11 protein-coding genes are annotated in these 13,215 nt (G+C 55.3%); all 11 read right to left on the bottom strand.

All coding sequences use genetic code 11. The features are described from left to right. Positions 1 to 1,449: contractile injection system protein, VgrG/Pvc8 family (locus tag CHH67_RS20655; protein ID WP_244908275.1), on the bottom strand; the 1,449-nt coding region annotated here is incomplete at its 3' end. A gap of 43 nt (positions 1,450 to 1,492) precedes the next feature. After that, entirely contained in the window at positions 1,493 to 1,960 is a 468-nt protein-coding gene (locus CHH67_RS20650; RefSeq protein ID WP_413773645.1) for a DUF4280 domain-containing protein, read from the bottom strand. A gap of 11 nt (positions 1,961 to 1,971) precedes the next feature. After that, positions 1,972 to 2,493 carry a serine protease gene (locus tag CHH67_RS20645; RefSeq protein WP_095267266.1) on the bottom strand — a complete coding sequence of 174 codons (522 nt, stop codon included), beginning with the start codon at positions 2,491 to 2,493 and terminating at the stop codon, positions 1,972 to 1,974. Then, positions 2,490 to 3,659: a pentapeptide repeat-containing protein gene (locus CHH67_RS20640; protein ID WP_095267265.1), complete on the bottom strand. Its 1,170-nt coding sequence runs from the start codon at positions 3,657 to 3,659 to the stop codon at positions 2,490 to 2,492. Before CHH67_RS20640 ends, CHH67_RS20645 begins: the two co-directional genes overlap by 4 nt. Positions 3,660 to 3,702: 43 nt before the next feature. Continuing rightward, positions 3,703 to 5,127, bottom strand: a complete 1,425-nt coding sequence (locus CHH67_RS20635) for a contractile injection system protein, VgrG/Pvc8 family (RefSeq protein WP_095267264.1) — start codon at positions 5,125 to 5,127, stop codon at positions 3,703 to 3,705. After that, positions 5,124 to 5,762, bottom strand: a complete 639-nt coding sequence (locus tag CHH67_RS20630) for a hypothetical protein (RefSeq protein ID WP_095267263.1) — start codon at positions 5,760 to 5,762, stop codon at positions 5,124 to 5,126. The genes CHH67_RS20635 and CHH67_RS20630 overlap by 4 nt, the downstream gene beginning before the upstream one ends. Before the next feature lie 32 nt (positions 5,763 to 5,794). Next, positions 5,795 to 6,580, bottom strand: coding sequence for a DNA and RNA helicase (locus CHH67_RS20625; protein ID WP_095267262.1), 786 nt, complete (start codon positions 6,578 to 6,580; stop codon positions 5,795 to 5,797). Between the two features lie 24 nt (positions 6,581 to 6,604). Next, the gene (locus CHH67_RS20620) at positions 6,605 to 9,253 is read right to left on the bottom strand and encodes an acetate and sugar kinases/Hsc70/actin family protein (RefSeq protein ID WP_095267261.1); all 2,649 of its coding nucleotides are present in this window, start codon (positions 9,251 to 9,253) and stop codon (positions 6,605 to 6,607) included. Positions 9,254 to 9,330: 77 nt separating this feature from the next. Then, entirely contained in the window at positions 9,331 to 10,020 is a 690-nt protein-coding gene (locus tag CHH67_RS20615) for an iron-dependent peroxidase (RefSeq protein ID WP_095267260.1), read from the bottom strand. After that, positions 10,017 to 11,312 carry a normocyte-binding protein gene (locus tag CHH67_RS20610; RefSeq protein ID WP_095267259.1) on the bottom strand — a complete coding sequence of 432 codons (1,296 nt, stop codon included), beginning with the start codon at positions 11,310 to 11,312 and terminating at the stop codon, positions 10,017 to 10,019. Before CHH67_RS20610 ends, CHH67_RS20615 begins: the two co-directional genes overlap by 4 nt. A gap of 17 nt (positions 11,313 to 11,329) precedes the next feature. After that, complete coding sequence (locus tag CHH67_RS20605; protein WP_141235871.1) at positions 11,330 to 13,186, bottom strand: PP2C family protein-serine/threonine phosphatase; 1,857 nt, start codon at positions 13,184 to 13,186, stop codon at positions 11,330 to 11,332. Positions 13,187 to 13,215: the final 29 nt, after the last annotated feature.

Genomic DNA, 13,215 nt, shown 5'->3' with positions numbered 1-13,215 from the left:
GACTGGGGTTTTGATCAGGCCTTCCAGCTCTACCTCTTCGCCACGGGCATCGGTGTTACCGTCCATCACCAGACTGCTGTTCCCGCTGATCAGGTAGATACCCTCCTGCGCGGTTATCTCTATCTTCTTCTCCGAAGTCCATTCCAAATCCTTCTCTGCCGACAGCACAATTCCGGTATCACTCTGGATCGTGATGCCGTCGCTGTCTTCCAGCGAGATGAACAGACTGCCTTCGGTTGCTGTCAGGCTCATCTCGTTCGTACCGAATTTCAGCTCTTTGCCGAAATTGGTTCCCCAATATTTCGTATTCGGGTCCTCCAGCTTGGGGGAGGGCTGTCCGCCCTTGCGCACCGAGCCGCGCACGATCGCTTCTTCTTCCCTCGCGCTCTGAAAATACACCTGCACCGCATCCCCCACCTGAGGCATGACATACAGGCCGCTGCTGCCTTCTGCGGTATAGGGCGACTCGAACGGCAGCCAGACTGCCAGGCTCTTGTCCTGGAGTTCATCGATGTCCAGGTGCACGCGCACCCGATCTTTTTGCACATCCATAATTTTGCCGTCCAGGGATACCCCGGTAATCCGGTCGTTCAGGTAGAACGGCTGGCGGATCCCCGATTCCAGGCGAAGTGTGTAAGTATGTATTAGGGTGCCGTCCTGCAGAACGGACACCGCTCCGGCCACGGCCAGCTCCTGATCCCGGAATTTCACCCTGTCGCCAAGGCCGAGCCATCGCTCGGTTTCGACTTCATAATAGGTGAAGTCTGCCGGGCTTGCTTGAAGACCAGCCGCCTGCACCTGTGCGTAGGCGGCCAGATCACGGCCAACGGTGAAAGCCGTCTCTGACGGCAGCTGAGCCAAAGCACCATCCGGTAAGCCAATCCACAGTTTGGGTGAAGCGGCGGATGATTCCGGGATGATGACTGCACCGCTGCTGGAAGCCAGCCGTTTGATAAACTCCCAGTCCGTCTCCCGGTACTGAAGCACCAGCGAGTCCAGCCGATCCGCACCGTTCGTGGTGTCGATCAGATCCGCTCCGTCGTAAGCCATGACGACTCGTTCAATCAGCTCGGATGTGCTTTGATTCCCCAGCTGATAGGAACGGCTTTGCACCTTCCGGTCCAGCAGGGCAGAGTGGGAGACAGCTTCCAGCCTCAGCTGGTACACCCCGCGCACTGTCGTGATTTCTAGCTGCTCGACCCGGCCGTGGAACAGAACGCGCACCAGGGCGCCATCTGCATCCGTTTCCTGTATTTGGATCATTTCTTCCCTGACCTTCAACTGCACACTCTGGTCCTTCTGCTCTTCCGGAAGCACGGCGGTCAGGAACAACCTCGCGTGCTCCCCCACATGTCGTCTGATCTCAAGTGTGCCGAGGCTTTGAATTTCATAAGGAGACACGAGCCGAATCTGCCCGTATCCCTTCCAAGTATGTATCGCTGCCATCATAAATTCCCCCTCTCCCTGCACGGCCATCCACAGTTTTATCCGATCAATCCATTCCGCCGCTCGCGCTGCCTACGGATACCCCTCCCAGATTCTGGCCGTCATCCTCGATCACGATCAGACTGCCCGCGTAGATGCAGGTATTGGTGCACGTGCTAAGCAGTGCAGGGCTGCCTTCAATCAGGACGTCACTCTTTCCGTTGATCCAGGGGCCTGTAATGACCGGCACACAGGGCGCCTTCTGGACCCCTTCTGTATCGAACTGTCCGTTCTGCACAGCCGGATTGAGCTGGTTCGTACAGTTGCCGAAGTTGATAATATTCACGTTAGGCACATAATCGTCGATATTCATCTGGGGTTTCTCTTTCACGTAGACCCCGTGGCTGTATGGCAGCTTCAGTCTTGTCAGTTGTGTTCCACAGCTGCAGCTGAGAATGGCTCCGGCAACGACATATGACGCTTCAGCTTCCCCGCCGATCGAAGGCTGGATCTGTGGCATACTCTTACTGGACATCATGATTCCTCCTACGAATCCGCTCTGATCAGGCGAATCCCATTGTAGTCTCTTCGCAGCAGCGCTTCTGCCAGTGCCAGATGCATCAGCAGAATTCGCTCCCGCACGCCCCCGACCTGCAGGAGCATCTTCCCTCCCGTGTGGGCACGATCCACGACTAGCCGTTGCAGTGACCCATCGGGTGCAAAATCGCTCTTAACCGACAGACAATCGATACGGAGAGGTACGATCAGCCAATACACCTCTTGATGTCTGCGTGTTAGATCTGTAAAGGCTCCGGGTACGAACAGGGTGTCTGGAGCGAACTTCTCCACGATTCGCTTCAGCCTGTCCGAGACGAATGGAGCGGGCTGCTCGATATAATCCACATAATCGATCTGACCTGCTTCGGCTACCGTGAAATGCAGATTTGTGGCTGCAAGCTCCTGGGCATGGTCCGTTGACAGGAGCTCTGGCTTAACAACTTCCGATACGCCGAGCGGCTTGACCGCATTCACGAACCGATGATCCTGACTCAGAATGAAATAGCTCATCTTCCCGCCTCCCTCAGAAGGACGTTCCAGGGGCCTTCTGGAAGACTTGCTCCGGCCAAATTAGCCGCCTCCAGCACCGCGCCGGTAAGATTGGCTCCTGCAAAATTAGCTCCACGCAGGTCAGCCCCTGTAAAATCCGCGTCTCTCAGATTCGCTGCTGTAAAATCCGCGCCCCTTAGATCAGCATGGCGGAAGTCCGCTCTGTGCAGATCGGTCTCCGCAAAACAGACGCCAGCCAATCCCGGCATGATCCATTCGGTCTGTTCCTCTGTCGGCCATCCTGCGCTGATCCCGGTACATATGGCCTGCGGCAAGCGGCATCCTCTGAAATCGGCCCCCTGAAGCGCACTGAAGCTGAGATCAGTCTCCTCCAGCAGACACCCTCTCCAGTGAGTTCCAACCATCATGGAGAACGAAAGCTTGGCTGTTGACAGATTGCAGGCCCGAAAGGCCGTATACCGAAAATCCAAGCCGGGATTTATAATCCCGGACAAGTCCACTTCTTCAATCGCCTGATAAGCGTATTCGCCCTCCAGCTTGGCATCCAGCCATTCCCGGACCACGCTGCTGCTCAGACCCCTTCGGTCCTCTTTGTACACGGTGATGCTGTGATCCATGTATTCTCCGACCCTTACCTCGAATACACTGGTTCTTGCCAATGCCTGATATTCTGGCAGCAGAACAGCTTGCGGCATTGCATACCGGATCAGCTCGGATACATAACTGTGGAAATGAATCGCCTCTTCCAGCCTCAGTCTCTCAAGCAGCGGACGGGGAATTTTGCCTGCATACTTTCTTGCGTCAGGCTCCCAGCGTGACTCCAGTCCTTCCAGTGATTGAAATGCCCACTGTGGATCATATTCTTCCTGAACAGGCTGGCGGTCGAAGAACCAGCGCTCATCGAATGCCTCGGCTAGATAGGCTGGATGACCGTCTGTCAGCCCTGTCCGCAGCAAGGAATAGGTGATATAGCCGATTGCCTCCTTGTCTTTGGCTTGTTGGCGATCCAGTATCTTGCGGCAGAACTGCTGAAAATGTTCGATGAAGTCAGCCGCCCACTGCTCCCGCTTCGCTCGATATTCCCGATCCATGCTCAGAAGCGACGCATGGTGCCAAGGGGTCACCACGGTCTGTCTAAACTGTTCTAGCGCCTGTTCGCTGTACATCTATGCTCCTCCCCTCCGCTTCCCAGTGCCCTGCACCCGGCCGCTAGTTGGTATTCAGCTCTGTACCGATAAGCTTGGTCTGACCGTTCATCAGCAGGCTGCTCTCCTTACAGGTCAGGCTGATTTCGTCTTTGGCCGAAATGGCTACATTCTGTCCTGCCTCGATCATGATGTCTTCTGTGGCAATCAGCTTGATCATTTGACTGCTGGAAATTTCGATGCCGCCGCTCTCGTTTAGCCGGATGAAGATTTCCCCATCCTTGCCGGTAATAACGATCTCCTCCGGCCCCATCAGCAGCTCCTTGCCTGCCGCCGTACGGAAATATTTCATATCCGGGTTGCCCAGCTTGTTGCTCTCCCCTTCATCCGAGTTCTGCCGGACTGAACTGCTGGCCACCCCTTCCTCTTCCTTGCTGCTTGGAAAATACACCCGCACATGGTCGCCGACCTCAGGCATGCAGTACCAGCCGCTGTTGCCCTCCGCCGTATACATGGAGGCATACGGGAAGCAGTGCGCGCTATCCTTGCTCTGCGACTCGTCCATATAGAGATGAATCTGCACGGTGTCCTTCTTGACCCCGATGACCGTACCTTGTATAGAAGCCCCGATAATGCGCTCGTTGTACAGCTTGCGCTGGCGTAATCCCCGGCGTGTACACAGCACGTATCTGTGGACCAGAAGACCATCTCTCATCTCTGAGCAAGAGCTGCGGACATAAAGCAGACGGCCTTTGAATTCGATGGCATTCCCGAGATCCAGCACCCGGCTTGTCTCCACCTCGTAGAACATGAAGTCATTCTCGTCCAGGTGTGCTCCATCATTGGCAGAGTGGTACAGGAAATCCGATACGTTCTTGCCAACCTGGTAATGGAAGTTGTCCAGCTTGCCTTGCGAAGGAGTATCATAGATGCCGAAGTAGAATTTGGGATAGCTGAAGGTGGAAGCAGGCATGAGGGAAGTGTGGAAGCGGGAAGCAAGACGTTTGAGGAATTCCCAGTCTGTCTCCTGATACTGCATCGTAAAATTACCGATGGAAGCGCCGCCTGTCGCTTCATCCATGACGTCAAAGCCTGTATAATCGGCGGCAACCAGGTCGAGAAGTTCGCCATAGGTCATATTGTGATTCTGAAAAGAGCGGTTCTTCCGCTTGACATCAAGCAGGTACGTATGGGAAATCGCCTCAACCTCGAGATGGTATACTCCCCTTACCGCCTTCACCCCGACGTTCAGCACAATGCCGTGGAACAGGGGCACACTGCCGCCTTGTTCATCCACCTGGCTGACCTCAATGGTGGTATCGGCTTCTGTCATCAGCACGTAGCTCTCCTTCTTGTCTTCCGGAACAATCCCGGTCATCTTCAGGCGGGCATGATCATTGATCGCTTTGGTGATGGTGAGCTGCTGAAGACTGACAAGCTCGTAAGGGGTTATCTTCAAATTACCGTATGTAACAGCTAACGTGCTCATTGCGCCCCTCCTCCTTCGGCAGTTTCATGAACACGGAGAGAATCCAGCATGGCCAGGGCAACCGGACGCCACGCCTTCTTGTCCTCTTCAATGCAATTGAACGTGCAGATCAGAAAGCGCTTGTCCAGGGAAGCAAAAATCATCAAGTTATAAATATTGGTGTTCAGTGCGGGAGACATAAACTCACAATAGCCAAACGTCTTCTCTTCCGCTTGCTGCACGCCGTCCCCGATCCACTCGCGGATTGGCTGGGTAGAACGGGTAATCTGCACCATGGCATCCTTGAACTCCTCCACATCGGCTTCATCCAGTACATTGGCGGTGTGATTAAATGTCAGATTTATACTCAGACCATCATTGGTGAAGATAATTGCCGGACGGCGCTCGGAAGGATATTTCACCAGCGCTTCCTGTCTGGTCATGGGCCTTAACGAGCGGGGCATGGTGATCCTGACCCGTCCGTCGAGCAGTTCCTGCTCGTGGAACATCACCTTCTCCCCCTCAATCTCCACCAGCAGTTTCGACAGATCTGCACGGTCCGTCTGCCCTGTCCCGGCACTGGAAGAAGCTGCGGGATTACGCTTTGCTTCCGCCTCAATCAGCATGGATATTACTTTCTCGTCCATATGCTTCATTCAATTCCCCTCCTTGTCACAGTAATAATCCCCTAATCTACCATCATCCGCTGCGGACCGTTTCGCCTATAGCCTGTTAGCGGACGCTGTCCGCCATTCTCCTCCAGAATCCGCACCAGTGTCCGGTGGAGGCTCGTGCGATCCTGGGCCAAATGCCTGATATCCTGCAGACTGCTTCCCGTCCGCACCGCCACATAATGCAGCAGCGCCTCCATCTCGATGTACTCCTGATTCAGGCACAGCAGGGAGAATGACAGATCCGCCGGATCGGCGCTTCCCCTGCCCAGCAGTTCTCTCGCATAACACCTCAGAATCATCGGGGCGAGGGTGTCTTCTCCCCTGCCCGCACGCCGGACGTGAAGGACATTGAGTGTATTGTATTCGGTAGCCAGATCCGCAAAGTCTATGTAATTGGAGCGCAGCACGGCTCCTTCCTTCAGCTTGAATCGGCACAGCTCCAGCTCGTCAGGGCCGGGTGCATGCTCCTGAATGACGAGTCTTCCGGCATAGCTGTCGAAATCGGCAGACGACTCTACTGCTGCAAAACGCACGGCCAGCACCGCCTCCCTGCCGGTTGCAGTGTAAGGCACCTCCTGCTCCTCAGCCATCTGATAGATGATACCGGCATGCTTAACCAGTCCCGGCGTCACCGTCAGCGCATGCGGACCGACGTTGATATCGGCACCGGTCAGGATGCCGTCTGAATAGTCGCGGTACCGAATATCCAGATAGGAGCGCGGATAATCTCTCAAGCTCTCCAGCATGGAAGTCTTCAGGATTCGCCCCTTCTCGAACCGGGGCATCGTATGGATGAACATCAGCTGTCGCCTCCTCTCCCTTCGCTATTTCGTCCCGTCGAAGAAGTCCAGCTCGGACAGATCGTCCTCAAACGCGAAGAAGTGCTTTTCTCCAAGCTGCAGCATCTCATCCTGTCTTGCGACCGGAACGACATGGAATCCCCAGTGGCTGCCGCCTGTGAATACAAAATACCGGGTCTCGCCGTTGCTAATCGAGTCGGTGTCATCCTGGAGGATGTCCTTCCCGTACTGCTGCGCGATCTCTTCGTAGGTTACCGGGCGGTATAGACCCGGCCGGTTATGGTACACATGGCGCCGGGGCGACGCCCCGCTTGCAGAGAGGAAGAATTCCACCTCCGCGGTGTGGGAAGGACGCGAGATATACCGCGCGGCCCCAAGCGGCGCCAGACTTTCAATCAGCACCTTCTCCACTCCGGTGTGCGTATACGCGCTGACCGCATAAGGAATGGCCGGCACATCGCTGGACAGGACCGGCTCGATCCGGCCCATCTTCTTCGAGTTCAGGTATCGGATCGCCCCTCGCACACATGCCAGCTTTAGTTCAGATACCCGGTCCTGATCCCCCGGCTTCTGCCGGAATTCAATGCTGCGACCCGGCACGAACTCCTTGAGTGCTTCGCGGAATACGTCAATGCGGCAGCTCTGGCCTGTCAGCTTGATGATCGAATAGTCCTGGAGTCGTCCATCCTGGTACAGATCCTCCAGAAACCTGCGCACGATGCCGTATATATCCGCCTTAAGCAGCTGCTCGATCTCCCGGATATTGAAGATGACATCGGGCAGCCTGTATTCTTCTCTGAACCGGCCATTCTCCAGGACCGAGACCATCCAGCGGTTCATGACCGCAATATTCAGATCCGTATCGGCAGGAATGACATTCTCTGTCTCGAACCGGCTGCGCAGAATCCCCGTACGCCGGAAGAATTCGCGCTTCATATTCTCGGCCGCATCCCAGAGCAGGTGGAAATTACCGAGCACCCGCTCATATTCTTCACGGTTCGCGTGCTCGTAACGTCTGTATGCGGTTGGAAGGATCGCCTCCGCTTCCCGGTAGCGCCGCTCAAGCTCGGCATACAGGGCATCCACGCCGTGTTCATCCACATACCGGTAGATATCGCCGGGCGATTCACGGATCAGAGCTTGAATCTCCGTGTCCGGCAGCCGCTCCTCAGCCGCATAGTAACCAGCGAACACAATCTTCATGTACTGCATGATCCGGTAGGTCAGATTGTTGCCTCCGAAGTTGGTATCACCGTTCTCATAAGTGGTATGAATGTCCAGCTTATAGGCGATGCGCCCGTCTTCAATCCGGAATCGGCAGGAGGAGAGATCCGTCGTTCCTCCCCCGCAGTCAATGACCAGCGCCTGATACTCTCTGCCGTCGGTGAACGTTCTTCTCTCCATCTGGTCTGCCAGCGTGTTGTACAGCACAGCTACCCCTTCGTCCAGCGCATCAGCGGCTTCAATCCGGTATTCCGGCACAATCTCGGTAAACATCTCGATGAACTGCGTCTTCAGCTTCACTGGAGCCGAGATATGCAGGTGGTGGAACCGGCATTTGAACTGCTGCTCCGCCATGCCCACGACGTAGCGGATGAATGCGCCCAATATCTCGCTGCGCGGAACCCGGGCCGTGCGGCCCTCGGGGTCTATCAGCTCCTCGGCGCGCTTGTAATCATTCACCCAGCGCTTGATTCCCCGCAGCACGGTAGCCTGCTTGCCGATCGTTCCCTCTCCCCGTGGCGCGGCCTCTCCAAATGCATAGACAATCTGCTTCGGATTGGAGCAATCCTCCACCGCAACGGCAGTCGGCAGCACTTCAAGCCACTCTCCGTCCGGGCCGGACGGTCCGGGGAATTGAACGTAATTGATGTCGTTCAACCGGATTCGCCCCGCTCCTCCGTGGTCTGGCATCGATACGTATCCGCTGTCCAGATAAGCACCGGCCGTTGTATTGGACGTGCCGAAGTCGATGGCCAGCACCGCATCGGTCCGCTCCGGCTGACGGATGACCAGCTCTGCAACCGGAACTCGAACCGCATGCAGACTGGTTGGCACGAGCGGTTTGTCGCCGTAATAAGCTTCATAGAGATAATCCGATTCCCGGCGCCTGAAGAACAGCAGGCTGTAGTGCTGATTGACGGTTCTTCGCAGCTCGGCCATACTGTCACGGCACAGATAATAGTCCTTTCCCTGCTCTCCACTCCTGACCAGATTCAGAACACCGCATAGTTCATCCTCCCTGTTCACGATCAGCACATTACCCTCATCCAGCCATGGCAGCTCTGCCTCCACCCTGTAACCGTCTGTACGATCCAGCATAATGTCTTCGTACAGTACGATCTTGGCTGGCACTCTCATCCGTCCGGAATCCTTGCGGTCCGTCCCCAGATATCGGCGAATCGCCTGCTCCAGACGCTCAAATCCGCCCTTATTCGGAACGGTGATCAATTTGCGGCTGTCAGCTCCCCGGTATCGCAGAATAAGCTGAATGAGCTTGTCCCGATCCAGCGGATTGGCGAGACCTTCTACCAGCCGTTCTTTTGTGCATATGCTGCGAAGCTGAAACGTCGTCATCTGCTCCAGCTCAGCTCTTGTATATTTCGCTGTGAACCGGACCCCTTCGGACGTCGTGGAGTCGTTGTACAGCCGGTATGTATATGGTCCGCTCATCCTTCATATGTCCTTTCTTATGGCCTCAAGGCCGCTGCTCTTTACAGACGGCACCTGGAAGACCCGGTTATGTAGGGTCAATACAGAGCTATTTCGTCCATCCGCATGGTGCTGTCCTGGTCCATAATTCCGAAATGTCTACTCCAATAGATCTCTGTATGCAAGCGCGCGGGAAGGAACAGATCCATAATGAGTCCGACACGCAGGCGGGATCCTTCACTCTCTTCCCGGCCCACATAGATCAGCAGTTCATCCTTCTCCTCGCAATTCGCATAGATGATCGAATGGGGAAATAACTGGCGCATCGTCTTGCGGAACAAGTGGACCGCTTCCCCCGTTTCATAGAGACTGAGTAAATTCTCTGCCACGTAGTCCTGTTCGGTGAGTTCAAGCCTGGCAAAACGCATCCCATTCTGTACCCCGAAGATGCCTTCGGCAAGATCCCGCTTCATGAAACGGATATAGTACTCCCGCCGGTTCATCCCCTGATACAGATCAGCCTCAGCCAGGAAGTGGATCAAGAGATCGAACAACGTCTCCCTGAGCTCCGCATGCTCTTCCACCCCGGGTCCGAACAAATCCCGGAAGATGGAGTAGAAGCGGTAATAAGGATTCACCTCTACGGTCTGCTCCGGTTTTGTAGCGTTCAGATCGGACAGGCTCAGCTCCATATAAGGGGAATAGGTGGTCGCCGGGACAAAACGGATGTCCTTGTCCGCAAGCTTCAAGCTTCGGGCCCGCATAAGCACATCCCAGACGTAATTCATACCCAGACCCCCACACACCGGTATTCGGGAAAATACATCTGTACTTCCGAGACGAGAAAGCTAATCAGATCCCCGTCAATAAAAGACGGGCCGGCTCCCCTCTGCTCTGTCCGGCGGAACCCCAGCCGCATGACCAGCTTGTCTTCTTCCCTACGCACATGATCACTAACGAACGAGTTCAGCGGATAGGTGAAGCCAGCAGCTGCTTGAGAAGCTGGCACAATATCTACCGTCTCGAGTTCAAGGCCCTCTCCCGCTTCCATGGTAGACACAATCCGGGCAATTTCCGCTTTGGCCCGAACCGCCATTCCCTGCTTATGGGCATATCGCCCGGCGAAGCTGTCCCGTCTCGTGTTGGACACGAGCTTGTACATCTGCCTGCCAAGCCGGAGCTCCATCGGCCGCGTAACTTTCAGCACTTCCCAGACCGCCGCCTTCTCGCGCGGTGTCACAATGGTCAGCTCCTGTTCAGAACGCTTGATGTACCGGATTTCCATTTCTTCGCCAGGACGTACAAGATAGCCGTGCTCTGCGCCAGTTTTGCGCAGTGACAGCACATGCTCATAATTGATTCTGTCAATCGCCGGAACCGGGAACCCGCTGTTCTTCAGCGACAATCGCTCGATATTCCAGAGCGGGATCAGGTCCTGTCTCCTCACCGATTCATATTCTTCCAGCGACACTGTAATCTCCCGAATTTCCTCATGGGGCTGAGGGTCTTCCTCACCTCCCGTAAGGACGCAATCGACGAACTTCCGGATATACGGATGGTTAACCGTTCTCCAAGGAACCCCGTTGTCCAGAAAGACATGGTAGAGCTTCTCGATCTCCTTAATATAAGTGTCGCTTGCTCTCAGCGTGACATCGATCCGGTAACTCCCCGCATCCGTCACGAGCTGGCCGTGAAATTTCCTGCCGCTCGCTGCAAGCTTCAGGATGTCAGCGGTGTCCATCTCCAGAAACAATCCGAACAGCTTCATCTCTCCGCCTTCGCGGATCACTTCCGCCACCTGGCTCATATCCACCATGGACCTGTTCACATCAGACGGAAGCATCGGGAACAAGTACTCATGAATCGGATCGTAATCTTCAAGGGAGCAGACAGCCCCGTAAATGTCATACCGGGAACCGGGGTCCTCCAGCTCATCGAACACGCGCTGCTCCAGCTTGCGAATCATCTCCTCCTGGTAGTCCACCAGATTGAGGAATACACCGGTCATCAGATTCTTCAGCAGCTGGCGCTGCTCAAGATCATTCATCTTCCCAAGCCGTTCCTGTACAAGTTCCTTCACATCTGCTCCCCCTTCCCCTATTCCTGACTTTCCGAATCTGAAGCCTCGGCTTCATTGCCATCTGAATTGTCTTCGCTTCCGTTCTCTGCTGGCTCTTTAGTCTGCTTCTTCTGCTCGGTCTGTTCGGTCTGCTTATTCTGTTCCGTCTGTTTGGTCTGCTCCCGGATAGCGGCTTCAGCTGCCATCCGGGCTGCCTGTTCAATGGCCGCTTGCTGTGCCGCAGCTTGATCGGCCGCAGCCTGCTGAGACCCGGCTTGACCGGCTGGCCCTTGTTGGATTGCTCCCAGATCACTGGCTTCCTGCTGCTGAGCCAGCGCAGCTCTCTCTTCATCCTGCTTCGAACGCTGCTTGTCCTCCACCTTGGTGATGGCGCGCTCCATAGACAGGACACTCTCCAGCTTGCCGATCTCCTGATAGATCTGCTGCGCCTCAGCATAGGCGTCGATGGCGCCGCTGTATTCTTCGGACTGCAGCAGCCGCTCGCCGCGAGCTGCCAGCTTGCCGGCCCGGATTCCCTGCAATTCATGCTCAATCGCGGTTAATTTGTCCTGGGTATCGCTTTGCTTTCCACTGATCTCCTGGATAACGCGATCATATCCACCCTCTGTCGCCTTCTTGTACGCCTGCTCATACAGCTTCAAGGCATCCGTGTAATCTCCCGCCCGGAACTTCACGTCTGCTTCGGTAATCTGCTTGCGGATCGCCTCATAACCGTCCAGATCCTGGATCCTCTTCTCAATGGTATCGACACTGGAAGAGAGGTAGGTCTTGGCGAGGCTCAGCGCCTTCTCGTAGCTAATCTTCGCATTCTCGAAATCCCCTTCATCCACGTAACCATCCCCATCGACAATCGCTTGTGACAAGGCCTGCTTGTTCAAATACAGTTTTCGGTTGACCAGATCCTTGATGCGAGTCGCGGCATTTTTGGCCTCACTGTAAGGAGAGATCGCCTTCTGGAAATCCCCGAGTCTCGCGTATTCGTCTCCGAGGCTCCCTGATTCCATGATCTCTTGCACCGCTTGGGCCTTCTTTTCAGCCGATCTTGCCAGGGTAATCCAGGTTCCGCCCCCGATCAGAAGCATGACAATAAGCGCGATAAGAATTCGCTTGATGAGCTTGGCACGGTTCTTTGGCTTCTCCTGATAGATCTTCTTGACACTTATGGCTGCCGCCGTGTAATTCGGTATAATTCGGCGCTGCCGGCTGAGCAGCACCTCTTCCAGCGTGTCTGTCAGTATGACCGGATCTTTCGACTCTTCGAGCGCACCCAACATCTCGGCCAGTTCGACCTCTTCCCACATGCCAGGTGTAACCATCAGCAGCACATCTCCGTCAGCAAGCATCGTCTTCTTGGAAACATAAGCTTGAAGCTTGCCCGGTTTGCCCAGATACTCAAGCAAGTTGCCGCGTTCCTCATGAAGGTGTGCAGCATCCTCCGGAATACGTCCGTCGTCTACGAGCGATTGGGCCAGACTGTGGTCCCTGCTGCGGAAATTCAGTCTTCCACCGCGGAAATGATACAGGCGGACATTGCCGACAGAAGCGTATACCATACGCGTGTAATCCGTGACAATCACCAGGAGACTAGCCTTCAGCCGGACCCGCCGACTCTCGAACTGCAGCCATTCATGAGCGTCACGCAGGCCGCGCATAAGCCGCCTTCTGGACATCGACGGCTTCTCCATGAAGTTCTCCAGCACGGCCTTCACCGCCATCTCGGCGCTGTTCATATCTGTCACCGTATCAAGCCCGTCGGCAAGCACATAACAGGCCAGATCCTCGGTCTCTATGTAGGCAAAATAATCCCGGTTGTCGATGAATGAGCCTGCTTCCGATACAAAGCCTGTCTCGAACTCGCTGTTTTCCTTGCGCATGTATACCTCCGTCATTCCCTTCTCTGCCT

The sequence above is a fragment of the Paenibacillus campinasensis genome (genome assembly GCF_002272015.1).
GTDB lineage: Bacteria > Bacillota > Bacilli > Paenibacillales > Paenibacillaceae > Paenibacillus_AQ > Paenibacillus_AQ campinasensis.
Note: the sequence above shows the minus strand (reverse complement) of the source record. Positions and strands in the feature narration are given on the sequence as shown.

Coding starts and splice junctions, on each gene's coding strand:
- CHH67_RS20650 (WP_413773645.1), bottom strand. CDS start 1,960: ATGTCCAGTAAGAGTATGCCACAGATCCAGCCTTCGATCGGCGGGGAA.
- CHH67_RS20645 (WP_095267266.1), bottom strand. CDS start 2,493: ATGAGCTATTTCATTCTGAGTCAGGATCATCGGTTCGTGAATGCGGTC.
- CHH67_RS20640 (WP_095267265.1), bottom strand. CDS start 3,659: ATGTACAGCGAACAGGCGCTAGAACAGTTTAGACAGACCGTGGTGACC.
- CHH67_RS20635 (WP_095267264.1), bottom strand. CDS start 5,127: ATGAGCACGTTAGCTGTTACATACGGTAATTTGAAGATAACCCCTTAC.
- CHH67_RS20630 (WP_095267263.1), bottom strand. CDS start 5,762: ATGAAGCATATGGACGAGAAAGTAATATCCATGCTGATTGAGGCGGAA.
- CHH67_RS20625 (WP_095267262.1), bottom strand. CDS start 6,580: ATGTTCATCCATACGATGCCCCGGTTCGAGAAGGGGCGAATCCTGAAG.
- CHH67_RS20620 (WP_095267261.1), bottom strand. CDS start 9,253: ATGAGCGGACCATATACATACCGGCTGTACAACGACTCCACGACGTCC.
- CHH67_RS20615 (WP_095267260.1), bottom strand. CDS start 10,020: ATGAATTACGTCTGGGATGTGCTTATGCGGGCCCGAAGCTTGAAGCTT.
- CHH67_RS20605 (WP_141235871.1), bottom strand. CDS start 13,186: ATGCGCAAGGAAAACAGCGAGTTCGAGACAGGCTTTGTATCGGAAGCA.